The organism is Methanobrevibacter sp. (assembly GCF_017406825.1).
Classification (GTDB): Archaea; Methanobacteriota; Methanobacteria; order Methanobacteriales; family Methanobacteriaceae; genus Methanocatella.
The window spans coordinates 19889-43423 of record NZ_JAFQXT010000043.1 but is presented as its reverse complement, the minus strand read 5'-3'; the positions used below and the strand labels follow the sequence as shown (position 1 = coordinate 43423).

Below are 23535 nucleotides of genomic sequence, written 5' to 3'. Positions count from 1 at the left end.
GCTTTTAGTTCAATAGGGTAATTTTGGTTATAGACAGTATAATCGAAAGTGTGGTGGTTTAATGAACTCTAAAAGTAGTATTAAGTTTCGATTTGAGGTTAATCTAATAAATAACGACATCTTGAACAATATTTTCAGTAAACTCGATTCTTTATTGAATATCCGTTTTGATGAAAATTCAAATCCTTATGTTTTTGCCAACAATGAGATTTGAGTTCATGGATTTTTCCGGTATCAATCAGGAGGATATCGAAGGTAAAATAGATTCCTTTTTTTCATTTACTTTTACAGAAACTGTTGATGTATCTTTGTATAAATTTCTGGTTTTAAAAAATGATGGCCGGTTGGATATTCGCCACAAATATTGATGATGATTTTGTTGATAATGTAGATAATCTAACCCAAACCATTGAAGTCAAAGGCAGCTGGTATTAAGTTCGCAAGCCGACTTTTCGGATAATCCTGAGGTTGAGCTGCATTTTATAGAGGACAATACCATATCCAAATTCTATTTAATTGAAGGAAAATAATTCAATCCAAATGATGAAGAGGGAGTATGGTTGGATAAGAGTTTTGCAGATGCAGAGGCCTTAAATTAGGATATAAAATAACCTTTGAATTCAATGGCATGGAAATTGAAAAGGAAATAAAAGGATTAGGTTATTCTCCTGAATACGTTTATAGTGTGCCTTATTATGGAATAAAACCAGACCATAAAGTATTTGGTTTTGCTTACATGTCCTATAAGGTATTTCCAATGGACAATGTTCCGTATAATGTTTTAAATGTTAGATTTGATGGAGACACAAATGATTATGGAAATCTGTTGGCCAATAAATTAGGTGATGATTATAATTCATTCTTGCCAAGGCAAGACCATGCTAGTGTAAGCGTTTACCAGAATATGATTGACCAATTTAAAATGATATCAAGTCTTCTCCCATTAGTTTTTATTCTAATTTCAATGTTGATGCTCTTAACATCAATGAAAAGAATAATTTCCCATCAAAGGACTCAGATAGGCATTCTTAAGGCTAATGGTTTTAAAAGTAGAGATATTCTGATTCATTATTTATCCTATGGCGTCATAGTGTTATTGGGATCTATATTGGGGTTATTTTTGGGTCCGATTTTCATACATGGTGTAGCTTATCCTCTTTGGAAAAGTTATTTGTCTTGCCTTACTTTAATCTGGTTGGAAGCGCGAACTTTTTATATATTATCGTTTTCATGGTTTTATTGTCAATTATAGTAATCTATTACTCAATAAGAAATATTGTCAATGAGCACCCTTCAACAATAATAAGGCCAAAAGCGCCAAAGGCAACAACTTCCGCTTTCATTGAAAGATTCAAATTTTGGCAGTACATGTCATTTAACTTCCGTTGGAATTACAGGGATGTCAAAAGACATAATTTCAGAGCAATCATGACAGTTTTATGAGTGCTGGGCTGTACCGTGCTCTTGATTTATGCATTTGGATTGCATGATGGAATGGCCGGTGCGGAGCATTGGGAATTTGATAAAATCAATCATTATGAGTCAAAACTAATTGTAGATAATGGCGCAAGCGCATCCCACATCAATAATGTGGTTAAAAAAGTCGATGGGGACAGGATAATGGAATCCGGTATTGAAATAGAAGCAAATTCCACTAAAAAATCGGCTTCGCTGCTTGTTCTGAATGATACGGATTTGATTACACCGACAAATATACATCAGATGAGATTGAAATTGGCGATGATGAATTTGCAATCTCACAAAAAATGGCTGATTTGTTGGGTGTGGGCATTGGAGACATTGTCCGGTTCCACATAATGGGTTCCGATAAATGGGTCAGTGCAAAAATCGATAAAATCTATGGTCACCCTTCACTTCAGGGGATAATCATTTCTCCTGAAAAATTAGATGATTTAGGTTTGAATTTTACTACAACAAGCATTCTTACTTCAAAACATGTTGATGAAGATTATAATGGCATCAAATCAGTTTTCTATCATCAGGATATGATCGATAGTTCTAGAGAACTTAACCAATCACTGTGGGTAATGATTTTTGATTTGATTGGATTTGCAATTATCCTGGCATTGATTGTTCTATATAATCTAGGTCTGCTTAGCTTTCTGGAGATGGAACGTGATATCGGAACGCTCAAGGTTTTAGGTTTCAGTTCGGCTTCTTTAACAAAACTGTTGCTGACACAAAGTTTAGCGTTCATAATCATCGGAGGTTTGTTGGGCATTCCTATAGGGTATCGTGTTTTAGAAACGGTTTGGTCATCTTCAAGCGAGCAATTCTATATGGTGCCTTCAATATCATTGATGAACGTATGCTTTACATTTTTAATAATTTTGGCAGTGTCAATACTCATAAATATTTATTTCTCTTTCAAAATTAGGAAGCTAGACATGGTGGATGCACTTAAAATCTTGGAATAGTTCTAGGTTATTTCAGGAGCCATATCTGCATCTGCAGTCTCACCAGCCAGATAATGGTTTCAATTATTATATAGGTAATCTTTAATGTTAATACCGCAGGATGGACATTCTTCAGCATTGGCCTTTAATTTGCTTCTGCAGTTAGGGCAGTAATTTAATTCAACTTTATATGTTTTAGTCGGATCAATAACAATATTGACTTCAATTCTCTGTGTGATGTTTGTTTTTAGGACACTCATGTCCCAATTGTTGTCCATTAACATTTTCTTGTAATAGAACGCTTCAGTCATGGTGTCATAATTGCCGATGACATCATCACCTTTCTGAATGTAAAATTTTCTAATTTTATGGTTGAAAAGAATTTCCCCTTCCCTTTCCTTTTTGTTAACTTTGGTTCCTTTTATCCTGCCTTTCGGCCGCTTTTCAGGAAATGGAGGCAATTCCATATTTTCATATTTGTTTTCAAGGTCGCATTCAACAAGCAAATCGTAATCAAAATTACAAAAGAACAATGCATCTCTTTCATATAATGCATCGGATAATTTCCTAAACTCTCCATAGTCTTTATTATTGTATTTAACCCGGTATACATCACCTGTTTTTACAATGTTCCTGTAGAAGTATCTTATTTCTTGAGAGTTAATAGGAATCACCTTTATGGTTTAAAAAGAAAATTATTATCGTAAATCATTTTTCACGATTTCTGATTTATAGTATTATTTTTGGATTAAATAAATGTAATGAAAAATTATTTTAGTTAAAAAAATTAGAGTTAAATCTGATGTTTACTATCTCAAATGGAATCATATTGAAAGGTCAAGATTTAATTCCGGTTCGTGAAAATATTGTCGTTGAAAATGGCAAAATCATCGAAATTTCAAAAGAAGCGAAGGAAGGAAAAATTATTGATGTAGATGGTGCGGCAGTTTGCCCTTCTTTTATTAACGGCCACACACATATTGGAGATTCCATAATCAAGGACGAAGGTTATGGCCTTTCTTTAGGCGAGATGGTCAGGCCTCCAGATGGTGTTAAGCATGTTGCCCTGTCAAATGTGGAGGATGATGAGCTAATCGAAGCAATGAGGCAGTCAATGCAGGAAATGATTGACTCAGGAACAACACACTTTATTGATTATAGGGAAGGGGGAGTTAAAGGAGTTAAACTTCTAAAAGAAGCTTCAAAAGACCTTCCAATCAAACCAATTATTCTGGGCCGTGATGATAGTTTTTACGGTGATGACCCTGATTTAAGCAAAGTTAGAATTGCAGTTCGCAAACTTTTAAAAGTCGCTGACGGCATAGCGCCAAGCGGCTTTGGTGAAATCACAGCTGATGTTGCCGATATAATAGTTGAAGAATGCAATAAGTGCGGTAAAATATCATCAATCCATGTGGCTGAATCCGAATCTAATCAAATAGGGTCCTTAAATAATACTAACAGTACTGAAATCGCCAAAGGAGTTAAAAGCAATTTCAATCAGCTGGTTCACTTAACAAATCCCAAATCCGATGATTTGGAATTAGTGGCCGATTCAAATCAGAATGTTGTTGTTTGCCCAAGAGCAAATGCAACTTTAAGCGTTGGCGTGGCTCCATTAACTAAAATGCTGAGCTTAGGAATGAAACCATTGCTTGGAACCGATAATGTGATGCTCAACTCACCAAATATGTTTAGGGAATTGGAGTTTGCCTTAAAAATCATGTCTGTTTATTATAAAACTTATATCAATCCAGTTGATTTGGTAAAAATGGCAACAACCAATATTTGCGGATTTGAAATCAACAATATTATTCAAAAATCTGTAATTTCAGAGGATAATTATGCTGAATTCATTGTTTCAAAATCTTTTTCTAAAAATCCCTACCTTAATATATGTAATCGCATAGAAACGAAAAATATATTATATACCATTAACAAAAAAGTTAATGTATAATATCATGGGTATAATCTATACGATAATGGGTGAGATTTAAATGTATAACAAAATATTAGTCCCAACTGACGGGTCTGAATTTGCAAAAAAAGCTCAAAAGCATGCTTTATTCTTATCTAAAGTTAGTGGAGCAGAAATAATTGCTGTGAGCGTTACGGAAAATAATTTTGTTAATGGACTCCCATTAGATGATGAAGTATACCAGTTAAATCAAATCCTAAAAGAGAGATCTGAAGAAAATCTCAAGGAATTTGATGAGTTAAATGAAGAAAATTTAAAAATTACTCATGTGATTAGAGAAGGTTCACCTGCTAAAGTTATTTTAGAGGTTGCAAAAGAAGAAGAAGTTGACTTAATTGTAATGGGTAGTTCTGGTAAATCTGGCTTCGATAGATTTATTATGGGTAGTGTGGCTGATAAAGTTGTAAATTCAGCGAAATGTGCAGTACTCGTAGTTCATTAATTTTACCATTTTATTATTAAAGTTTACAAAAGGTGTTTTTATGTTAGTTAAAAGAACAATGTCTAAAAATGTTGTCAGCGTTTCCGTTCCGGGAAATCGTGAAAAAGTTTTAGACTTAATGAGAAAAGAAAACAAAGCGGTACTTCCTGTAGTTAAAGAAGATACTGATATTTTAGTAGGACTAGTAACTCGTTCTGATTTAATTAATAATCCTGATGAAGAACAAATTGCAATGTTAATGACCAGAGAATTAATCACCATTAAGCCTGGTGATGATGTCGTAGACGCAGCTCGTGTCATGATGGAAAACAATGTTAGAAGAGTTCCTGTAGTTAATGATGATGGTGAACTAGTCGGAATTATCACTTCCTTCGATTTAGTATCAAAAGCTTTAACTAAAATCGAAGTTGATGATGCTGTTGAAAATTATATGATTACTACTGTCCCAACTACTTGGGAAAAAGCTCCATTAAATGTAGCTTTTGAAACAATGAATCAATTTGGACTAAAATCTATTTTAGCACTTGATGATGATGCAAAATTATCAGGTATTCTAACTGAAACTGATTTTATCTCTGAAATTGAAATTATCTCTGAGAGAAGTGAACACAGTTCCACTGTCGGAACCGAAGGGGACAAATGGTCATGGGACAGCACTTCAGTTCTCTACATCGAGAAAAACAGTTTGAAATTTGCTGACAAAACTGTAAGTGATGTTGCTGTAAGCAATGTTGAAGTAGCTAATTCCAAAACCAAAGTTTCTGATTGTGCTAAAAAAATGAAATCCTTAAACATCGAACAAATTCCTGTTATTGGTGTTGAAGGGGATTTGGTCGGACTTGTAAGAGCAAGCGATTTAATTAAAGCATTAGTCAAATAATTGGGATAAGATGGCTGTTAGTCCGGTTTTAGTTGTTAAAGTAGATGATAGTACAGTTCGTGTTCGTGCAAGATTATATGATGATTTTTCCGAACACGCAATTGTATTGAATTCTGTTTTAACTTATTGGTGGACTAATAATATGCCCCCGGCTATAAAATTTTTAGAACTTCTTGATTCAGTCATTAAAAGAACTATCAATGAGATAATGCCTCATAAGGTATTGAAATTGAAATATGATGTTAAGGCTAATGGGGTATTGGAAAAAGCTTCTGAAATTGAAATTAATCTAGTGTCTGTTTCTGCTGATGATGTGGGTTTTAAAATCGATGGAAACAATATTTCCTTAAATGGAATTAGAAAAGTTGAAGAAGATTTTGAAGCTCATGAATTTTCAACTACTTTTGATCAGTGCATTGAAACACCTGATATCGTTTTGAAAAAATACATGGAAATGAAAAAAAATTAATGTTTCATTTTCATCTCACTTTTAAAGTTTATTATTTTAACATTCCTTTCGATTAAATTGCTGTTGATGATGATATTTCCAATTTAATCAATCATTATTTTTATTAAAACATTGAATATTAATTCTCAAAGTGAAACAATTTAATCAGTATATATGCATTCTTTGAAATTAGTTTATTTCTGCCTTAATTGTTTCAAGCAATTCTTTAGCATCCTCTTTTTTGATGTCCGGTGAGGTTCTAATAAAATCAATGAGTTCACTCTTCCTTTCGTTATCTAAATCAGACTCACTTATTGTTCTTGCATAATTTCTTTGAGGATAATATGTTTTTTTAGTGATATCCAATAACTCATCTTTTTCGTCGCTGGTAATGATGCCTTCGGATACGGCATTTGTAAAAACATATTTCATATTGATCAATGGAACGGAAAGTGCTTCAAGAGTCTCGCTGTCAAGCATCACGGCAACATCATCATCCGAATCAACTTCACCGGTAGTGTACTGGGAATAAACATAACCCACGCCGGTCATTCCCAATGTATCCAGTTCGGATGCTCTTAAAGCTCCCATGCTTGAAGCGCCATATACTTTTATTCCCTCATTAATAACATTCAGAATTTCCTTGTGGCCCACTGCAGAGTTCTGGTGAAACACTCCGTCAATAATGGCAATGATGTCGGGATGTTCCTTCAGTGCCTGGCTTAAGTCCCCTCTTTGAATTGGTCTTTTGTAGACTACTTCAATGCTGTCGGTTGAGTCCAAAATCTCTTTTGCCTCATCAAAAGGAATTGATAATCCTGCATAAACTATAATCTTCATCATTTTATCATACTTTCAGGAATCTGTATCCTGCTCTTGAAGGGTCAAGTGCAAAAAGTTCCATTTCAGGAATAACGACTCGAACAACGCTGACATCAAGTTCAGGCCGTGTCAAATCGTAATATAATATCTTATCAATATCATTTGCCAATAATTCTTCTTTAACAATTTCCAAATCTTTTGTAATTGAAGTTGTTGCATTATTCTCGATACTTGAAAGGCTGATTTTTTCATCTTCTTCTCTAAAGTAGTATTTATTTATCCTTTTCATCCGTTCGTAACCGGCTTCACGGGCAAAATCTGCTCTGACAGTGTCTTCACGAGCACCATTAATTTGTGTTGCCCTGCTTTGAGCCACTTCCGTTAAAGCTCTAAGGATTGCAACTTCAGGATCCAGATGTGTCCCCATGCCCAATGTTAAAAGTCCGGCATCCTTTGTAACGGTGTCGTCAGCTGAAGCCGCAATGGTAGGGACGTTGATATCGGCAGTGAAATCCATTAGTTTGATTTTTATTCCTTCGGATTCAAATTTATCTATGGTATCATTAACAATATCACTTTCGATACTGTCCAAATCAATCTGAGCATAATTTTTATGAGTTAACTCGAAAATGCTCCAAGCGTCGCGTTCAATTACTTCAAAAATCCCATGCAAAATAGCCTCTTCCAATATATTTCCTGAAGCAAGGCCATTGGTATTGGATTTGAATAGGCTTTCAGAATCATTATTGATGTAGGGGTGGTAAATTGCATTTGTAGGAATGTAGTAATCTTTATCTGTTATTATGTCTTTTGCAAGGCTCCATTCTAATTTCATTGAATCCAGATTTTCTTTCTTGAAGTCTTTAGGCAGATTTAAACTTTCGGGATTTATGTAATCCCCCAAATCTGAAATCTCATTTAGAGTAGCTATTGTGGTTTCATCACTTTCGTGTCTTTCGGCGGAATATCTCTCAAAGCCTTCCATCATTGCGGATGCCTTTGCATGGTCTCTAGTAATTCCCTTCCCGCCGTAAATGCTGATGGCACCTTCTTCAGCAGTTGGCCTGATTGCGGTATAAATAGGAAGACCTATTCTATCCAAATCAGTAATGTCTGCAATACGGGTGATTCCAGCTACTTTCAGTTTCTCTTCGTTAATTTCTATTGTTTTTGAAGGAGCAATTACTCTGTGAGTTCCTTTAAAGTATGTCAATTCGTCTGTCATTTTACATTCCTATAATTAATCTAACAATATTTTCAACACCGATTGTCATGGATGCCAAGGTCAATATTGCTGCAATGGCTATTGTAACAATCCAGATTCCAATATTCCAGTTCAAAACTTTTGATCCGTCCAGGTTTCCAATCGGAAGCAAATTGAACACGGCCAAAAAGCTGTTTACTGAATAACCGACAGAACAGATTATAAATATCAATAATGAAGTTTCTGAGGTAAATGCGGAATGATAAACTGAAGTGGCAATTGCCAGGAATACTAATGCGAGAATTATATTGACGATAGGTCCTGCAATTGAGATTTTGCCGTTTATCTCATCAGTCATATAGTTTGCATAGGTGTAGACTTCACCAGGCGCTGCAAATACGAATCCGAAAAAGGAAGTGATGAGTGCAAATATTAATCCTTGTGGCCATAATTTGAATTCGGCCCAGTAACCATATTTCATTGACACGAATTTGTGTCCGAGTTCGTGTAGGATAAAACCGGCTCCCACACCAACCATTACAATCGGCAAGATTGATAATACTGCATTTGTATCTCTTCCACCATTCACTATTGCAAAACAAAGTGAAATGACGAAAAATGCAATTATCAAGTCTCTTACTTCACTGCTTGTAAATCTAATCATAATGTTAAAATATCTAATTTTATATATAAAGTTTTTTCTAATATTAATTATGGACTTGCATGTTAACAATATTTTGAATGATTTGAAAAATGACGGCTTTCAGGCTTACCTGCTTACACAGTTCACAAATGTCGAATACATATCAGGTTATAGGCCGACCAGCTTCGCATTTTGCATAATTAAAGAAGAACCAATAATTTATGCATCTGGAATGGATATGGAATTGGCTAACAGGGATTCCAGCATTGAAGTTAAGGAATATGAATCTTTTGAAGGCATTGTTAAGGAATTGAAACGTGAGGGCATTAAGAGATTGGCAATCGAGCCAACTTTACCATTCAGCTCTTATGTTAGATTCAGGGATGATTTTGAAATAGATTCCAAGACTTATATAGATAAACAGAGAATGATCAAATCTCCTCAAGAAATTGAGAAAATCACACAGGCAACTGAAATCGCCCAGAAATCATTTTTACAATTGGACATTCTGAATAATGATGGAACTGAAAGGGAAATCGCTTTTGATTTGAACCGTTTAATGATTGAAAATGGGGCATCCAAGGAATCATTTGACACGATTGTTACAAGCGGTCCGGATTCAAGCCTTCCACATGCGGTTCCTCAGGATAAACAGTTGTCACAACCTATTCTGATTGATTGGGGAGCTATTTATGGAGGATATTGTTCCGATAACACTCGTACAATGGTTTACACAGAATCACAGCATGAAATCTGGGATATTGTGGCTGAAGCACATGACAAAGCAATAAAAGCCATTGAACCGGGTATCAAATGCTGTGAAGTGGATAAAGTTGCAAGGGACATAATTTCAGATTATTGCTATGGGGATAAATTCATCCACTCGACAGGCCATAGCTTGGGGCTTGACATTCATGAAACCCCAGGATTTTCATTACGTGATGAAACAGCTGTTGAAGAGGGCATGGTCATAACTGTCGAACCGGGGATATACCTTGAAGGTGAATTCGGAGTCCGTTTGGAAGACACTGTAAGCATATCAAAAAAAGCCGAGGTTATTGGAAATCTGCCATTGAAAATAGATTAACATGAAAGACCTAATCTATTCACTACATCATTAGTTAATATAACTCATCAATAGTGTAGTTTTCAGCGTTTTTCACATGGTATTTTGAACAGATTGCTAACTTATAATCATCAATGTCAAATAGGTTAAATTTTAAATCGTTTTTGTCATTTTTTAGTTTGATTTCATCATTAATCATTATTTCAAACTCGTCCAATCCAATATTAAATCCTAATCCTGTATATTTCATGTAACTTTCTTTTAAAACCCAATATCTGAAGAATTCTTCAGAGGAGTTTTCGGATTTCATTATGTTTTCATATTCCGTGTTGAAGAAGTACTGTTTGGCAATGTTCAAATCAATTGCAGGGTCGCTGTATTCAATGTCAACACCGACTTCCCCATCTGATATTGCGCAGGCAACGAAGTTTCCTGAGTGACTTATGTTAAAATAAACATTTTCAAAGTTTGCCACGTATGCCTTGCCGTATTTTCCGGTTCTAAAAATGGGGGATGCGATATCTTCTTCATCCAATAGTTTTTTCAAAAGCAGATAGGCTCCCTCACTAAGCTTTTTATCTTTGAGAAATTTGAAATTATCAACTTTTCCTTTCCTTTCCTCGGATAACCGTTGGTATGATTTGGCCAAATTCTAATCACCAACATCGCAATAAGCCAGTTTAACCCTGTTTATCATTATTCATAATATCTGTTTAAAGTTTAAATATTTTTTTAAACAAGAATATATTGTAGACATAGTTTAGACAGTAATTTTCCAAGGTTATTCCAATGAGTGCAGATACATCACTAATTGCAAAAATTGAAGGATTCATTTTAAAGTCCACAAAACCTGATTATATGGATTTTCAGGATAAGATAAATGATTTTTTATCTAAAAAACAGCAGGATGATGGGCCGGTTAAAAGTATTTTCAAAAGCATTGACATCCATGGATTCCAGGTCTTCACTTTTGGAAGTGAAAATGCGGGAAATACAATCCTCTTTATGCATGGCGGGGCTTTCATAAATGAAATCAATTATCAACATTTGTTGTACTGTCTTTTACTTTCCCGAAAGTTGGACGCATTTGTACTTGCACCCGTTTATCCGCTCGCCCCAAAACACAATGCAGCCGAAACATTCGACATGATGAGTGAATTCTATAAACGCCTAATAGAAAGGGAAAATCTGATATTGATGGGAGATTCGGCAGGAGGCGGATTCATACATTCGTTCTGCCAGTATATCAAAACAATAAACCTCCCGCAACCAAAAAAGATTATAACCTTTTCGCCATGGGTGGATATTTCAATGAGCAATGCTCCATATGACAGTGAGGATGATCCTATTTTAGGCGAAGTCGGGCTTAAGCAAATCGGCAAATCATGGGCAGGCAATCTTGATACTAAAGATTTCAGGGTCAGCCCCTTATTCGGAGACAATACAAATCTCCCAAGGACACTAATTTTTGCAGGGACTAATGAAATATTTTACGAGGATATCGAAAAATACGTTGAAAATCTGAAAAAGGATGGCGTTGATGTAAAATTCATCACAGGCGAAGGGTTATTCCATATCTATCCAATGTTTCCAATTCCTGAAGCAAAAGAGGCATTCAAAGAAATAAAAAAAGAGATTATGTGAATTATCTCATGTATAATATATATTTTCCAAATCTTGGGATTCTATAGATTATTGCAGCTGCAATATAACTAAAGAATATTAATAAAACCCAAAGAATTAAAGCTTTAACAGGCTCTGTATACGGCAGTTGGACTATAACTGGGAGTAAAGGCAGTCTGAATAAGTTGTGTATTAAAAATACTGCAAATGAATATTTGGACAATACTGAAATCAAAGGAAATGCCCTCACATGTTTCATTCTGGAACACAATTCAAATAATGCAAATGATCCTGTTAGAATGAAGGGGAATTCATACCATAAGAAGAAGTTATATCCTCTGATGTATGAATAGTATTGGAACACTACACATATTGCAAATGACACGATGGCCAGTAATCCAAGCTTATTTGAGGAATATTTCTTAAATAAATCTTTTTTGACAAGGTATCCCAAAATAATGTAAATCCCATAAACTCCCCCACTGAATCCGAGGCAGTATTGTATGGTTACATTTTGAACGCCATGCATATCGCATAATACTGTAATGAACGGCAGCAGGAATGCCAAAAATGCAAATACGATTGTGGCCTGATTTATTGTCTGCGGACTGAAATTCTTAAGCGCATTTGAAACAAACGGCATTGAAAGATACATTCCAATAATCATGGGCATGTACCACATGTGGCTGAAAAACAGGTTTCCGGCTTCTGTATAGTTGACCTGTCCGCTTCCGACAGTGACAAACTGCAGGCTAATCGCGTAGATTGCGGCCCAGATTATTGTAACAATTATCAGTCCTTTACAATTTTTTTCCCAAAACTTACGGATTCGCTCATCGTTGTATGTCCTATCGAGTAACAAATAACCCGTAATCATTAAAAAGAATGGGACTCCAATACGTCCAATAAATAGTGATACAAATTGGAAAATCCTTGAATAGATAGTGTAATTCATTATTGCATCTGATGAGATGATATAAATTCCATCGGTTGCATGAATATACAAAACAGTCAGAATTGCTATGGCACGTACAAAGTCAATCCATTCCACTCTATTTTTACCCATTGATTTATGTCTCCAAATGTTTTTTTATATATTATTTATTTTTTTTTGAATATTCTTAAATTTTTCTTAATAGTTTAAATACAGTTATGAATATAAATAAAAATAACTCAAATTTGAGTTTTTTTCATTCAATCAAAAGGTGACAAAAAATGGAATTGATGGAAATATTTAAAGATGCTTTGGCATATCCAGTAAATAATATCAAAGCATTATTGATTTATGCTGTTTTGGGTATAATTTTAGGGATTGCAACCATAGGTACTGTTACTGCAATCTCAGTAAGTTATGCTGCCGAAAATATATTGGCACTTATTGGGTCAGGCATTCTTGGAATTATTGTTGCACTTATTATAGGATTTTTGATTTCCGGTTATGAATTGGATATTGTAAAATATGGTATTCAAAGGGATGAAGGTGCTCCTGCAATAGATTTCATAAGACAATTCATCAATGGGGTCAAATACTTTGTTGTAAGTATTGTGTATATGATTATTCCAATCGTCGTTGCTTCACTTTTGGCGATTTTCTTCCAAAATTGGATTTCCCAATTAATCTTAGTAATTTTAACAATAATCTTTTCTTTAGCTCTAATAATGGCTCAATGCAGATTGGCCAAAACCGAAGACTTAGGTTCTGCTTTGGCAATTGGCGAAGCAATTGGTGATATAACCAGAGTAGGTGTTGTTAAACTTATTTTGTTTATCATCGCTATGTTCATAATTCTTTTCGTTTTATATTTCATCGTGATGCTTATTGCTCAGTGGAACTCTACAATCGGTGGTATCCTAATGGGTATTTTAGGTGTTTACACTACTTTCTTCATGGCCAGAGCAACAGGTTTATTGTACTCTGAGGTATGAACGTATTCTAATCATAGAGGGATAATATGAATAAAAAAATATTAATGATAATGTTAATTGCAATAAGCTTAATAACTTCGGTGGGAGTTATTTCAGCGGCTGACGATTCAATTTCCATTCCTGTTAAAATAGTTTGGAATGGTGTGGACGATACACCGGATCATGTTGTTGTACAGCTTTTAAAAGATGGAAAAGTTGTCGATAAAGTCACTTTAAGTGATTCAAATTCCTGGAAAGCGGTCTTCAAAGTAGATGACAATGGAAACTATAAAGTTAATGAAATAATCTCTGATGATTATTCATCTCAAATAAGTGGAAATGTTAAAAATGGTTTTGTGATTAAAAACAGTAAAATTGTTTTAGATGATGTTTTGGGCGTACTTGACGACGAATCTGAAATGGATGATGTAGTGTCTGACACCAATGATACTGTTATAGGCGATGATGAAGCGCCTTCTGCTGACGGTTCTGGAGAAGATGCTGCTGATGGCAGTGCAGATGATGATGCTGATGGCAACTCAACCGATGATTCTAACTCTACTGATGATTCTAACTCTACTGATGATTCAAATTCAACTGATGATTCTAACTCAACCGATGATTCCACTGATGATTCAGATGATGGAAAAACAACTACCACTAAAACAAAAACCACAACTACGACCAAAATAATCAAACAAAACAAAAAACCGGTTAATGCTACAAGTAACCATAAAAATACTGGTTTCCCAATTGTTGTTTTGGTTATTGCAGTGTTTGTAGCGGCATTTATTCCATTCTCACGTAGGAAATAGTTAAAGTAGATGGCCCGCCATCTACATTTCTTTTATTTTTTTTACATTAATTTTATTTAGAGAATTATTATGAAACTGGTTTTTAAAGCTATTGAAAAATATTTTTTCATAATTATCATATTGGCGGCTGCAATATCATTACTCTTCCCTAATGCCTTTCAATGGGTTTTAAGTGAAGTGAATGGAGTCAATATCATAAATTTGCTTTTAAGCATTGTCCTTTTCACTATGGGCACTACATTAAAATTAGAAAACTTTATCAATGTTTTCAGACACCCTCAGGAAATTGCGCTGGGAATATCCATTCAATATATCTTAATGCCTCTTTTAGCATTGTCTCTTGCGAGCTTATTTTCCCTTGATGTAGGTTTGACAGTCGGAATTATCCTAGTCGGAACAGTTCCTGGAGGCACGGCATCTGATGTTATCACGTTCCTGTCAGGAGGGGATGTTGCATTATCCGTTTCGCTTACTGCAGTGTCTACTGTGATTTCACCTGTTTTGACACCTATGATTACACTCTTGTTAATAGGCAATCATATTAATTTCAATCCACTGGACATGTTCATATCCATTGTTCAAATCGTGATTATTCCAATCGCATTAGGTTTGATTTTAAATTATAAATTCCCTGCTTTCTGTGAGAGATTGAAAGATTATTTGCCGGCAATATCCTCAATTGTAATTTGTCTGATTGTTGCAGGCGTAATGGGTGCAAATCAGCAGGCAATATTAGGGTCATTTGAAATAATTATGGTTGTTGTTATTTTACAGTATTTCATTGGAATGTCATTCGGATTCGTTGCAGGATATCTGACTGGAATGAATAGAAAACAAATGATTACGGTGGCCATTGAAATCGCATTTCAAAATTCAGGGCTGTCAACCAGTCTTGCAAAGACACATTTTCCAGGCTTAACTCAGGCAACTGTTCCAGGAGCCCTGTATTCTGTCTGGCAGAATTTCGCAGGATCGATTCTGGCACAGATTTTCAAAAAATATGTAAATGATTCATATATGGAATAACTCCTGTGCCATCAAATAATTTTTAGGCGTAAGACTAATTTTTAAATTTCTTGATTTTTCGTTCAAGGATAAGTAGTGGAGTTAAATCATGTAAGATTTCATAGTCAAATAGGTAATTTTATTAGTTATTGTTAACCTCAAGGATGAAAACGGAAATCCGATTACCGGTGTTAAGGTCAGCATAAGATTACATACAGTTGCTGGGTTGACAAAAACGGAAATGCAAAGTTAGTCATAAGGTTGAGACCAGGCACTTACACCGCTAAATTATCCTTTGAAAACAATAACTACGTCAAAACAACAAACAAAACCAAAATAACTGTTAAAAAGGCAACTCCTAAACTGACTGCAAAGGCAAAGAAATTCAAACAATCAGTAAAAACCAAAAAAATACTCTGTTGTCTTGAAGGACAATGTAGGAAAGGCATTTAAAAAAGCCAGATTAACCTTGAAGATTAAGGGAAAAACCTACACTGCAAAAACAAACAGTAAAGGTAAAGCAATCTTCAAGATTAAGAAATTGACCAAAAAAGGCAGATTCAAAGCAACAGTTACTTTCAAAGGCAATAATCTCTACAATAAAGTAGTCAAAAAAGTTAAAATAACTGTCAGGTAGATGGATTATTCCATCTCCACTTTTTCTTTTTTTTTAAATCTCTTAAAGGATTGGCATCAACTGTTTTTCGATTTGCTAAATGTCCATTCATCAAGTCAAATTTCATTTGCTCCAATTTTGTTTTAGCTCTGAAAAATTGTCTTTAAAAGCAACCAATATTTTATATCCTTTAAAGTCCAATCAAATCTTATGAAATTAAAAATAATCAATGATTTAGCATTAGTTATTGACAATATTGTTTCTAAAAAATATTTATCTAAAATACAGGAATTTTTGTTAAGTGGTGCGATTTTTACAGATGCTTCACAATTTTTGGCCATGCTCATAATTGTTATTCTGGTAAGTGAATTGATTTTAGGAATCTTGATAAACATTTTAGGTTTGCCAATTTCTGTTCTGATCCTGCCGTTATTTGTACTTCCTGGATTGTTCACATATGTTGTCGTACAACAGGAAAGGAGGGCACAGGAAATCGAGAGAACAGCACCGGATTTTTTAAGACAACTTTCAAGCATGCTGCAGGTAGGTTTGAGCTTTGAAAATGCTATGGAGGACATGTCACAATATGGCGAGGGACCTATGTACGACGAGATGCGCAGGACAATCCTTGAAATCCGCATGGGTCGCAATTTCGATGATGCATGGAGAGCAATGAGCAAACGCCTGAAATCACGGGAGCTGGAAAGGATATTCGGCATTATTTTAGATGGCCGCAAAAGCGGATCAAGCATATCGAAGGTGCTGTCCGATGTTTCCGATGATTTGCGGGAATTGCTTGCACTCAAAAGAGAGAGAAAATCCACAGTAATGATGTCTGTCATGTTTCTGTTGATATCTGCAGTCATTGCAACGCCATTTGCGGTTGGAATGGTGAGTGTGTATTCGGGATTCATTCAGGGTTATGGAATTGAATCTCAGATAATTCTAACCGCGCCAATTGCAGGGGAGTTGTATTTAATTATTCATTCTGTTCTTGTGGCGTTCATCATCAGCATCATAATGTATGGCGAGCTTAAGAAGGGAATTAAGTTTTCATTGCCTATTGCCGTTGCATCATTTGCAATATTTTATTTCATATCAGCATTCGGCGGAACACTGCTTATGGGAGGATTATGATGGATAATAATGGTCAGGCAGCAGCGGAATTTATTTTACTGTTTGGCGGAATACTTGTAGTGGTTTTACTTGTGATTTATATGTACAATAATTACATAAACGATTTGTCCGGTGAAATATCATCAAAAGAAGTAAATGAATTCAATACGGAGTTGAAATCGTTGGGAAAATATTTCAGTTAGTTAGTTTTGGAATTATCCAAACCCCAAAAATTGAAATCAGGCAGCATAACATTATGGCTGGAGGAAAAGCAAAGTATCCGATTACCATTCCAATCAAAACCAAACCTATTGTAAAATACATAGGATAATTGTTGCTTAAAACGACTTGAAGAGCGATATTTCCGGGATCCGCATCTTTTAAGAAATTGCCTATTGCCAATGAGAATATTGCGGTTATAATAAAAATCAAACCATATAAAAATTGTGGGAAAAATACATAAAAGTTTTCAGCAACGAACGTTGTCAGGTAAGGCAATAAAGAAAATATGAATAATGTAATTCCCATTGTCCAGATGACATTAGGGTCGATTTTATTAACGATACTGAATACGTTATTGTTGAAATTCCAGAAATTGAAACAGACCATGAAGCTTATTGCATAGATTATAAATTCATATTTGATATCTATAAGGGCTTGCCAGCTTCCATTGCTTGCAAGCGGAATCTCCAGCACGATAATTGTAATTATGATGGCTAAGACGGCATCTATCAATGCTTCAAATCTTTCAGTTTCCATTACTGTCCCTCCTAATCAGTCTGCCAATTGCAATCCATAGGATAATTGATATTAAGCAGGTAATGTAAATCCCCGGACGATATATTGTGTATGTCAAAACAAATCCAATCAGAATCAAGACCAATGGCAGATTCATATAATAGGAATCATGATTGATTTCCTGCAGATTTTTGTTATAGGGATTATTCCTGTAAATGGATTTAGTGGCTAATGTATTCAGGATGTGGGTTGCAATGAAAATTAATCCAAACATTGTTTCGGCAGGAATTGAATTAATGTTATTTGCAAGCCAAATTGTAAAATATGGTATTAAGGATATTACAAAAGTCATAATTCCATAAATCCAGACTGTCGTATTGTCTATGGTCTCAACGAGCTGGAACAGGTTATGATTGGCATACCATAAGTTATATAGGATTAGGAAACTTATGAAATAAGCAACATACATAGTATTAAGCTCTAAAAAAGCACTTAGGGTTGGACTGGCAGGTTGCGGAATTTTTAAAACAAGCACTGTTATTACAATTGCGATGATTGCATCGATAAATGTTTCAAATCTTGTCGTTTCCATAAAACAATATTTATTATTTTTAGTATAAAATATTAATCAAGGTGATAAAATGGACATGTTGATAGGCGGAAAACATATTTCAGGTGAAGATTTGGCGGAAATTAAAAACCCATATAATGGTGAAGTAATCGATACAGTTCCGATTGCTCATAGGCAAACTGCAGATTTGGCCATAACAGAAGCAAATAAAGCAAAAGAATCATTACTGGAAATGTCTGCTTTTAAAGTTTCAAATAAACTGTTGAATGTGGTCAAAAAATTGGAGGAAAAACGTGAGGAATTTGCCAAATCGTTGACATTGGAAGTCGGAAAACCTATTAATGAATCATTAGTTGAAGTGGACAGATCCATTGAAACTTTAAGATTGTCCGCTGAGGAAGCTAAAAGAATATATGGAGAAAGCGTACCGCTGGATGCGGGATTGAACGGCAAGGGATTTTTCGCATTTACTCAAAAGTTGCCTGTAGGTGTAGTTGCAGCGATAACCCCGTTCAACTATCCTTTGAACCTGACAATTCACAAGATTGCACCTGCCATCGCATGCAAAAACACAGTAATTGTAAAGCCGCCAACCGAAGCGCCACTCACAGTAATGAAATTCTGTGAGCTGTTGAATGAGGAATTTCCTGACGGGGTTGTAAATGTTGTTACAGGTTACGGATCTGAAGTTGGGGACTATCTGGTATGTTCGGCGGATGTTGATAAGATTTCATTTACTGGGAGCGTAACAACAGGAATGATGATTTCACAAAAGGCGGGCATGAAAAAGGTTACTTTGGAACTGGGCGGAAACGATCCTGTAATCATATTAAAAGATGCGGATCTTGACAAGGCAGTTAAAGGCATTGTCAACGGTGCATTCCTAAATGCGGGACAGGTCTGCATGGGTGTTAAAAGGGTGATTGCTGAAGATGATATTGCTGATGAGCTTGCCAGCAAATTAGTTGATGAGACTGAAAAATTGGTTAGGGGAAATCCTATGGATGCTAACACTACTTTAGGCACTCTAATTAGTGAAAAGGCAGCGATTCAAGTTGAGGAAACAGTAAGGAATGCTGTTGAAAAAGGTGCTGAAATCTTAACTGGGGGAGTTCGTGATGGCGCATTCTATTCTGCAACAGTAATGGATAATGTTTCTCGGGATATGGATTTGGTTGTAAGGGAAACATTCGGACCAATCGCGCCGATTATTCGTGTTAAAGATTTGGATGAAGCGATAAGTGTTGCAAACGACACCGAATATGGATTGCAGGCAGGAGTATTTACTTCCGATTATTCATCTGCAATGAGATGTGCCCAGGAAATTGAAGCAGGAACAGTATTCGTCAACAAACAATCCACATTCAGAACAGATAACATGCCGTTTGGAGGATTTAAAAATAGTGGTGTTGGAAAAGAAGGAATAAAATACGCGGTTGAAGAAATGACAAAAACAAAATTGATAGGATTGAATTTAAGATAGAATTGATTGTACTATTTGGATTGATTTCTTACGCCAGGCTTAAAGCAATTTCTGTAATTAGATTAAGTTTTTTTCTGTAGAGGCAATATCTTAATGTTTACATGATGAATCTTAAGTCTAAATCCATTATTGAATGTGTTATCATCCACATGAATATTCACGAGCAAGGAGTGTTCTCCTTCCCCACTTAAATCACAAAAAACTTCTAATCCAATATTGGTTGATTATTTTATTTTAAATAATTCTCAACAAGGTTACGTGTTTCATTTAAGGATTCCATCGGTATGCCTTTTGGCATTTCACCAAGGTCTCCTCCAACATCTTTAAGAATGCTTCCGTTCATTCCAAGAAACATTCCTTCACTTACAATGTCACTGAATGATTGTGGAGGCAATAGGGATACTCCTACTTTATTGTCATCTTTCACGTTCAAATCATTGGTCACAACTGTTATTGCACGTTTTCCGAGGTTGACATTACAAAGCATTAGCTTATCGTTTTTCGGGTGTTGTGTAACGCTCATTATCTCTCCGACTTTAATGTCCACGCCCATAATCGGGTCATTTATCGGACCTAAAGCCAATCTGTTTTTCAAACCTAAGATCGTATCGAGGAAGAATCTCACTTTGGCAATGTTTTCCTGGGTTTTTTCACGGTCTTCTTTTGGAGCATTGCTTAAGAATTTTTTGTTCCAGTCGTCTCCTCCCAAACATTCAATAATCTTTTCAGTTTTTTCAGTTAATGCTGCAACATCAGGAGAATTAACCAATTCATCTCCTTCTAAATAAGAATAAGTTAAGGATTGAAAATCACTATTCATCTGTTTTCCCAATTCAATTGCTTGCTTTTTATTCCAGCTTCCCCTAAAAGAAGCAGTTGGAATAAGATTCAGGTAATTTTCTCTTGCTTTGCTTGCCACTAGAATTCTGTAATCTTTTGTTGTATCCCACATTTAAAGCCCTCTTTGTTGTCTAAAATATATTTTTATTTTGGAATTTAATAAGTTTTTTGTAAAAAACTCATTTTTTTTAAATTTATAAAACATAAAGTATTTATATTAACAATTAAATAAAATTATACATATTTATTTAATATTTATATTCATAATAATGTGGTGTAAACATGGTAGAAGTTTCAAAATTACGCAGTTTAGATATTTATACCAACACTGGTCACTATGTTGGTCGTGTAGAAGACGTTGTTCTTAATATCAGATTAGGAACTATCTCAAAATTACAAGTTAGAGCTATTGAACAACAACCAAAACCTGCAGGGTTCGTAAATTCATTTTTAGGAAGCATTCGTGGAGAAGTTCCTGAAGACAACAATATGAGATCTTTCCAAAGTGATTTATTAACCGTTGACTTTGATAAAGTTCAAGCTATCGGGGATATTATGCTAATCAATCCTAGGGATATTAAAAAAGTAAACCCTGAACCACCAGTCCCTGAAGTTGCAGCTCCAAAACCTGAAACCCCACAACCACAAGGCGAAACTCAAAGCCAATTCGACACTGAAAGATTATAAGTAATCTTTCATATATTCTTTTTTTTAAACTTTTTTTAGTGTGATAACTATGAAAGTAGGTATTATAGGATGCGGTGCTATTGCTAACATTATAACCACCAGCATAGTTCCGGAAAATAATGGAATCGATATTGCATATTTTTTCGATAAGGATATTGAAAAAGCTGAAAATCTGGCAAGTTTGGCCGGAGGAGTGGCAGTACTCAACTTTGATGACATGATGAATGATGTTGACCTGATTCTAGAATGTGCTGCGCCAGTTTCAGTTAAGGAATATGCGCCAAAGGTTTTAGAACACGGTATTGACATGATTATAATGAGTATCGGCGCATTGATGGATAATGAATTCTATAATGAACTTGAACAGTTAGCTAAAAATCATGGTGCAAAGATACATCTTCCTTCAGGCGCTATCGTGGGCTTGGATGGAATCAAAGCTGTTGCAAAGTTCGGTCTTAAAAATGTCACTCTCACAACAAGGAAATCTCCAAAATCCCTTGGAAAGGACATTGATACTGAAGAGATATTATTTGAAGGAAAAGCTTCAGATGCAGTAAAGGAATTCCCGCTAAATATAAATGTGGCGGCAACCATAAGCATTGCCTGTCAGAAGGATATTGATGTTAAAATCATTGTTGACCCAAAAGTCGATAGGAACGTTCATGAAATTGTGGTAAAAGGTGATTTCGGCGAATTCAAAACAAGAACAGAGAATCTTCCTTGCGAATCCAATCCGAAAACAAGCATGCTGGCAGCACTTTCAGCAATCAGATTGCTCAAAAGCTTTAATGAAACCATCAGTGTGGGAATGTAAATGAAAGAGTATGAAGTTTATTCATCCTTAAAAGTTCCAAAAAACTCAAAAATTATAGTTAGACTGGATGGCAGGGCTTTTCATAAGTTGTCTTCTGATCTGGACTTGGAAAAGCCTTATGATAGAACTTTTTATGAGGCAATCGTAAAAGTTTGTGAGGATTTATTCAGCGAATTCTCACCGATTTTTCTTTATGCCTTTTCTGATGAGATAAGCCTGCTTTTGGACAATGTTCCTTTTGACGGCAGAGTTGAAAAGATCAATTCTGTTGTACCCAGTTTCGCATCCGCATCTTTTGTAATGAATTATGATGTTGATTTTAGAAAGCCTCCTTCTTTCGATTCAAGAATCATTCCAATCAATGACGAAGATGTCTTGAAATATTTCAAATGGAGACAGGATGAGGCCTGGAGAAATTGCGTAAACTCATATGGAATTTCATACCTCAAAACTAAGTATTCAAATAATGAAGCCAACGATAAAATAAAAGGTATGAAGCTAAATGAAATTCATGAATTATTGTTCCAAAATGGAATTAACTTGAATGACATCGAAACATATAAAAAGCGCGGGATAGGAATATATAGGAAAGATAAGAAAGTTGAAGGTTTCAATAAAAAAGAGAAAAAGAATCAAACATCCTATAGAAGTTACGTTTACACAGATTGGGAACTTCCGATATTCAGTGAAGATTTCCTTAAAGATATCGGAGCGATAAAATGAGTTTCATCTCTAAGCTATTTGGAAATGACAATGAAGAGTTTGGAGAGGTCCGTGTTGACCGTGAAGTTCTCGATTCAGTTATTTATTATTCAAAAAAAGCATATCCAAATGAATTTTTAGCATTTTTCGATGGACAAATAATCGATAAGGTACTCTACATCACAGGTTTGATATTCCTTCCGGGTGAAACTTGCGAAACTGGAGCTGTAGTGCACACTGAATTAATGCCGATGAATACAAAATATATGGGATCTGTCCACAGCCACCCAGGACCAAGTGCAAGACCATCGGACGCGGATTTGAAGACTTTCTCAAAACATGGATACTTTCACATGATTGTCTGTCTTCCTTATTCTTTAGAAACTTTTAAATCTTACGACCGTTACGGTCAGCATATGGATTATACAATAGGGGATTACGGATATCTGGCCGATGATAATCCGGACGAATTTTTCGATGCAAGTGATGTGGTCACCGATGATGATGAGTTCAAACCGGGATTTTTCGATGAGGAAGATGATGAATTTTTCAAAACACTCGATGATGAAAGGGTTAATCATTATGAAGAATTCGAAAAGCAGAATCGTGTTCAAGTGATATCCAATACCCAAATGCCTCAGTTGATTAGAATCGAGTTAAATCCTGATGGCTCTGTTAAAAGAATAATAAAAAAAGAAAAATAAAAAACAATTATGGTGA

32 protein-coding genes are annotated in these 23535 nt (G+C 35.2%); 23 read left to right on the top strand and 9 right to left on the bottom strand.

Annotation, left to right across the window (positions count from 1 at the left end; all coding sequences use genetic code 11):
* Window positions 1-61 precede the first annotated feature (61 nt).
* The 5 genes from IJF99_RS07630 (at window position 62) to IJF99_RS07610 (ending at window position 2438) form a co-directional block, all read left to right on the top strand.
* Entirely contained in the window at window positions 62-214 is a 153-nt protein-coding gene (locus IJF99_RS07630) for a hypothetical protein (protein ID WP_292793821.1), read from the top strand.
* A gap of 414 nt (window positions 215-628) precedes the next feature.
* Window positions 629-1252: an FtsX-like permease family protein gene (locus tag IJF99_RS07625; RefSeq protein ID WP_292793819.1), complete on the top strand. Its 624-nt coding sequence runs from the start codon at window positions 629-631 to the stop codon at window positions 1250-1252.
* Window positions 1240-1443, top strand: coding sequence for a hypothetical protein (locus IJF99_RS07620; RefSeq protein ID WP_292793817.1), 204 nt, complete (start codon window positions 1240-1242; stop codon window positions 1441-1443). Before IJF99_RS07625 ends, IJF99_RS07620 begins: the two co-directional genes overlap by 13 nt.
* Before the next feature lie 21 nt (window positions 1444-1464).
* On the top strand, window positions 1465-1818 hold the full coding sequence (locus tag IJF99_RS07615) for a hypothetical protein (RefSeq protein ID WP_292793815.1): 354 nt from the start codon (window positions 1465-1467) through the stop codon (window positions 1816-1818).
* Window positions 1767-2438 carry an ABC transporter permease gene (locus IJF99_RS07610; protein ID WP_292793813.1) on the top strand — a complete coding sequence of 224 codons (672 nt, stop codon included), beginning with the start codon at window positions 1767-1769 and terminating at the stop codon, window positions 2436-2438. The genes IJF99_RS07615 and IJF99_RS07610 overlap by 52 nt, the downstream gene beginning before the upstream one ends.
* Window positions 2439-2497: 59 nt before the next feature.
* Here the strand turns inward: IJF99_RS07610 and IJF99_RS07605 are convergent, their stop codons facing one another.
* A complete protein-coding gene (locus IJF99_RS07605; RefSeq protein ID WP_292793810.1) occupies window positions 2498-3091 on the bottom strand; it encodes a zinc ribbon domain-containing protein in 594 nt (197 codons plus the stop codon).
* A 128-nt stretch (window positions 3092-3219) separates the two neighbouring features.
* Between IJF99_RS07605 and IJF99_RS07600 the strand changes: the two genes are divergently transcribed.
* From IJF99_RS07600 to IJF99_RS07585, 4 genes are read left to right on the top strand one after another with little or no spacing between them, the layout of a single operon-like run.
* Window positions 3220-4374: an amidohydrolase family protein gene (locus tag IJF99_RS07600; protein WP_292793808.1), complete on the top strand. Its 1155-nt coding sequence runs from the start codon at window positions 3220-3222 to the stop codon at window positions 4372-4374.
* Window positions 4375-4414: 40 nt separating this feature from the next.
* On the top strand, window positions 4415-4837 hold the full coding sequence (locus IJF99_RS07595; RefSeq protein WP_292793806.1) for a universal stress protein: 423 nt from the start codon (window positions 4415-4417) through the stop codon (window positions 4835-4837).
* A 40-nt stretch (window positions 4838-4877) separates the two neighbouring features.
* Window positions 4878-5717: a CBS domain-containing protein gene (locus IJF99_RS07590; protein WP_292793804.1), complete on the top strand. Its 840-nt coding sequence runs from the start codon at window positions 4878-4880 to the stop codon at window positions 5715-5717.
* 10 nt (window positions 5718-5727) lie between these two features.
* Window positions 5728-6186: a hypothetical protein gene (locus IJF99_RS07585; protein WP_292793802.1), complete on the top strand. Its 459-nt coding sequence runs from the start codon at window positions 5728-5730 to the stop codon at window positions 6184-6186.
* Window positions 6187-6354: 168 nt separating this feature from the next.
* Here the strand turns inward: IJF99_RS07585 and IJF99_RS07580 are convergent, their stop codons facing one another.
* From IJF99_RS07580 to IJF99_RS07570, 3 genes are read right to left on the bottom strand one after another with little or no spacing between them, the layout of a single operon-like run.
* Window positions 6355-7008, bottom strand: a complete 654-nt coding sequence (locus IJF99_RS07580; protein ID WP_292793800.1) for a TfuA-related McrA-glycine thioamidation protein — start codon at window positions 7006-7008, stop codon at window positions 6355-6357.
* Between the two features lie 4 nt (window positions 7009-7012).
* A complete protein-coding gene (locus IJF99_RS07575; protein WP_292793798.1) occupies window positions 7013-8212 on the bottom strand; it encodes a YcaO-related McrA-glycine thioamidation protein in 1200 nt (399 codons plus the stop codon).
* Window position 8213: 1 nt separating this feature from the next.
* Window positions 8214-8855 (bottom strand): site-2 protease family protein, encoded by a 642-nt coding sequence (locus tag IJF99_RS07570; RefSeq protein ID WP_292793796.1) that lies wholly within the window; start codon window positions 8853-8855, stop codon window positions 8214-8216.
* A gap of 40 nt (window positions 8856-8895) precedes the next feature.
* On the opposite strand from IJF99_RS07570, the gene IJF99_RS07565 reads away from it, so the two are divergent.
* Window positions 8896-9921, top strand: a complete 1026-nt coding sequence (locus tag IJF99_RS07565) for a M24 family metallopeptidase (protein ID WP_292793886.1) — start codon at window positions 8896-8898, stop codon at window positions 9919-9921.
* A gap of 34 nt (window positions 9922-9955) precedes the next feature.
* On the opposite strand, the gene IJF99_RS07560 is transcribed toward IJF99_RS07565, so the two are convergent.
* The gene (locus IJF99_RS07560; RefSeq protein WP_292793794.1) at window positions 9956-10549 is read right to left on the bottom strand and encodes a 4'-phosphopantetheinyl transferase superfamily protein; all 594 of its coding nucleotides are present in this window, start codon (window positions 10547-10549) and stop codon (window positions 9956-9958) included.
* A gap of 140 nt (window positions 10550-10689) precedes the next feature.
* Between IJF99_RS07560 and IJF99_RS07555 the strand changes: the two genes are divergently transcribed.
* The gene (locus IJF99_RS07555) at window positions 10690-11544 is read left to right on the top strand and encodes an alpha/beta hydrolase (RefSeq protein WP_292793792.1); all 855 of its coding nucleotides are present in this window, start codon (window positions 10690-10692) and stop codon (window positions 11542-11544) included.
* A gap of 1 nt (window position 11545) precedes the next feature.
* On the opposite strand, the gene IJF99_RS07550 is transcribed toward IJF99_RS07555, so the two are convergent.
* Window positions 11546-12589 carry an acyltransferase gene (locus IJF99_RS07550; RefSeq protein ID WP_292793790.1) on the bottom strand — a complete coding sequence of 348 codons (1044 nt, stop codon included), beginning with the start codon at window positions 12587-12589 and terminating at the stop codon, window positions 11546-11548.
* 149 nt (window positions 12590-12738) lie between these two features.
* On the opposite strand from IJF99_RS07550, the gene IJF99_RS07545 reads away from it, so the two are divergent.
* From IJF99_RS07545 to IJF99_RS07515, 7 genes are all read left to right on the top strand, one after another.
* Entirely contained in the window at window positions 12739-13449 is a 711-nt protein-coding gene (locus IJF99_RS07545) for a DUF4013 domain-containing protein (RefSeq protein ID WP_292793788.1), read from the top strand.
* Window positions 13450-13475: 26 nt separating this feature from the next.
* Window positions 13476-14243, top strand: coding sequence for a Cna B-type domain-containing protein (locus IJF99_RS07540; protein WP_292793786.1), 768 nt, complete (start codon window positions 13476-13478; stop codon window positions 14241-14243).
* 69 nt (window positions 14244-14312) lie between these two features.
* Complete coding sequence (locus IJF99_RS07535; RefSeq protein WP_292793784.1) at window positions 14313-15269, top strand: bile acid:sodium symporter family protein; 957 nt, start codon at window positions 14313-14315, stop codon at window positions 15267-15269.
* Between the two features lie 240 nt (window positions 15270-15509).
* A complete protein-coding gene (locus IJF99_RS07530) occupies window positions 15510-15701 on the top strand; it encodes a hypothetical protein (protein WP_292793782.1) in 192 nt (63 codons plus the stop codon).
* Window positions 15673-15885, top strand: a complete 213-nt coding sequence (locus IJF99_RS07525; protein WP_292793780.1) for a hypothetical protein — start codon at window positions 15673-15675, stop codon at window positions 15883-15885. Before IJF99_RS07530 ends, IJF99_RS07525 begins: the two co-directional genes overlap by 29 nt.
* A 189-nt stretch (window positions 15886-16074) precedes the next feature.
* Window positions 16075-17001: a type II secretion system F family protein gene (locus tag IJF99_RS07520; protein ID WP_292793778.1), complete on the top strand. Its 927-nt coding sequence runs from the start codon at window positions 16075-16077 to the stop codon at window positions 16999-17001.
* A complete protein-coding gene (locus IJF99_RS07515) occupies window positions 17001-17183 on the top strand; it encodes a class III signal peptide-containing protein (protein ID WP_292793776.1) in 183 nt (60 codons plus the stop codon). Before IJF99_RS07520 ends, IJF99_RS07515 begins: the two co-directional genes overlap by 1 nt.
* Here IJF99_RS07515 and IJF99_RS07510 read toward each other — a convergent pair.
* Window positions 17176-17739, bottom strand: coding sequence for a TMEM175 family protein (locus IJF99_RS07510; RefSeq protein ID WP_292793774.1), 564 nt, complete (start codon window positions 17737-17739; stop codon window positions 17176-17178). The genes IJF99_RS07515 and IJF99_RS07510 overlap by 8 nt on opposite strands.
* Window positions 17729-18310, bottom strand: coding sequence for a TMEM175 family protein (locus tag IJF99_RS07505; RefSeq protein ID WP_292793772.1), 582 nt, complete (start codon window positions 18308-18310; stop codon window positions 17729-17731). The genes IJF99_RS07510 and IJF99_RS07505 overlap by 11 nt, the downstream gene beginning before the upstream one ends.
* 49 nt (window positions 18311-18359) lie before the next feature.
* On the opposite strand from IJF99_RS07505, the gene IJF99_RS07500 reads away from it, so the two are divergent.
* Window positions 18360-19772: a lactaldehyde dehydrogenase gene (locus tag IJF99_RS07500; protein ID WP_292793769.1), complete on the top strand. Its 1413-nt coding sequence runs from the start codon at window positions 18360-18362 to the stop codon at window positions 19770-19772.
* Window positions 19773-20001: 229 nt separating this feature from the next.
* On the opposite strand, the gene IJF99_RS07495 is transcribed toward IJF99_RS07500, so the two are convergent.
* On the bottom strand, window positions 20002-20724 hold the full coding sequence (locus IJF99_RS07495) for a tRNA-binding protein (RefSeq protein WP_292793767.1): 723 nt from the start codon (window positions 20722-20724) through the stop codon (window positions 20002-20004).
* A gap of 170 nt (window positions 20725-20894) precedes the next feature.
* Here IJF99_RS07495 and IJF99_RS07490 point away from each other — a divergent pair, with 170 nt between their 5' ends.
* The 4 genes from IJF99_RS07490 to IJF99_RS07475 are packed head-to-tail and all read left to right on the top strand — an operon-like array spanning window position 20895 to window position 23519.
* On the top strand, window positions 20895-21299 hold the full coding sequence (locus IJF99_RS07490) for a PRC-barrel domain-containing protein (RefSeq protein WP_292793765.1): 405 nt from the start codon (window positions 20895-20897) through the stop codon (window positions 21297-21299).
* Window positions 21300-21348: 49 nt separating this feature from the next.
* Window positions 21349-22113, top strand: coding sequence for an aspartate dehydrogenase (locus IJF99_RS07485; RefSeq protein ID WP_292793763.1), 765 nt, complete (start codon window positions 21349-21351; stop codon window positions 22111-22113).
* A complete protein-coding gene (locus tag IJF99_RS07480; protein ID WP_292793761.1) occupies window positions 22114-22836 on the top strand; it encodes a tRNA(His) guanylyltransferase Thg1 family protein in 723 nt (240 codons plus the stop codon).
* Complete coding sequence (locus tag IJF99_RS07475) at window positions 22833-23519, top strand: Mov34/MPN/PAD-1 family protein (protein ID WP_292793759.1); 687 nt, start codon at window positions 22833-22835, stop codon at window positions 23517-23519. Before IJF99_RS07480 ends, IJF99_RS07475 begins: the two co-directional genes overlap by 4 nt.
* Window positions 23520-23535: the final 16 nt, after the last annotated feature.

Bases quoted from the DNA above. Each gene is read 5' to 3' on its own strand.
- IJF99_RS07630 (WP_292793821.1), top strand. From the start codon at position 62: ATGAACTCTAAAAGTAGTATTAAGTTTCGATTTGAGGTTAATCTAATA.
- IJF99_RS07625 (WP_292793819.1), top strand. From the start codon at position 629: ATGGAAATTGAAAAGGAAATAAAAGGATTAGGTTATTCTCCTGAATAC.
- IJF99_RS07610 (WP_292793813.1), top strand. From the start codon at position 1,767: ATGGCTGATTTGTTGGGTGTGGGCATTGGAGACATTGTCCGGTTCCAC.
- IJF99_RS07600 (WP_292793808.1), top strand. From the start codon at position 3,220: ATGTTTACTATCTCAAATGGAATCATATTGAAAGGTCAAGATTTAATT.
- IJF99_RS07595 (WP_292793806.1), top strand. From the start codon at position 4,415: ATGTATAACAAAATATTAGTCCCAACTGACGGGTCTGAATTTGCAAAA.
- IJF99_RS07590 (WP_292793804.1), top strand. From the start codon at position 4,878: ATGTTAGTTAAAAGAACAATGTCTAAAAATGTTGTCAGCGTTTCCGTT.
- IJF99_RS07585 (WP_292793802.1), top strand. From the start codon at position 5,728: ATGGCTGTTAGTCCGGTTTTAGTTGTTAAAGTAGATGATAGTACAGTT.
- IJF99_RS07580 (WP_292793800.1), bottom strand. From the start codon at position 7,008: ATGATGAAGATTATAGTTTATGCAGGATTATCAATTCCTTTTGATGAG.
- IJF99_RS07575 (WP_292793798.1), bottom strand. From the start codon at position 8,212: ATGACAGACGAATTGACATACTTTAAAGGAACTCACAGAGTAATTGCT.
- IJF99_RS07570 (WP_292793796.1), bottom strand. From the start codon at position 8,855: ATGATTAGATTTACAAGCAGTGAAGTAAGAGACTTGATAATTGCATTT.
- IJF99_RS07555 (WP_292793792.1), top strand. From the start codon at position 10,690: ATGAGTGCAGATACATCACTAATTGCAAAAATTGAAGGATTCATTTTA.
- IJF99_RS07550 (WP_292793790.1), bottom strand. From the start codon at position 12,589: ATGGGTAAAAATAGAGTGGAATGGATTGACTTTGTACGTGCCATAGCA.
- IJF99_RS07545 (WP_292793788.1), top strand. From the start codon at position 12,739: ATGGAATTGATGGAAATATTTAAAGATGCTTTGGCATATCCAGTAAAT.
- IJF99_RS07540 (WP_292793786.1), top strand. From the start codon at position 13,476: ATGAATAAAAAAATATTAATGATAATGTTAATTGCAATAAGCTTAATA.
- IJF99_RS07535 (WP_292793784.1), top strand. From the start codon at position 14,313: ATGAAACTGGTTTTTAAAGCTATTGAAAAATATTTTTTCATAATTATC.
- IJF99_RS07520 (WP_292793778.1), top strand. From the start codon at position 16,075: ATGAAATTAAAAATAATCAATGATTTAGCATTAGTTATTGACAATATT.
- IJF99_RS07515 (WP_292793776.1), top strand. From the start codon at position 17,001: ATGGATAATAATGGTCAGGCAGCAGCGGAATTTATTTTACTGTTTGGC.
- IJF99_RS07510 (WP_292793774.1), bottom strand. From the start codon at position 17,739: ATGGAAACTGAAAGATTTGAAGCATTGATAGATGCCGTCTTAGCCATC.
- IJF99_RS07505 (WP_292793772.1), bottom strand. From the start codon at position 18,310: ATGGAAACGACAAGATTTGAAACATTTATCGATGCAATCATCGCAATT.
- IJF99_RS07500 (WP_292793769.1), top strand. From the start codon at position 18,360: ATGGACATGTTGATAGGCGGAAAACATATTTCAGGTGAAGATTTGGCG.
- IJF99_RS07495 (WP_292793767.1), bottom strand. From the start codon at position 20,724: ATGTGGGATACAACAAAAGATTACAGAATTCTAGTGGCAAGCAAAGCA.
- IJF99_RS07490 (WP_292793765.1), top strand. From the start codon at position 20,895: ATGGTAGAAGTTTCAAAATTACGCAGTTTAGATATTTATACCAACACT.
- IJF99_RS07485 (WP_292793763.1), top strand. From the start codon at position 21,349: ATGAAAGTAGGTATTATAGGATGCGGTGCTATTGCTAACATTATAACC.
- IJF99_RS07480 (WP_292793761.1), top strand. From the start codon at position 22,114: ATGAAAGAGTATGAAGTTTATTCATCCTTAAAAGTTCCAAAAAACTCA.
- IJF99_RS07475 (WP_292793759.1), top strand. From the start codon at position 22,833: ATGAGTTTCATCTCTAAGCTATTTGGAAATGACAATGAAGAGTTTGGA.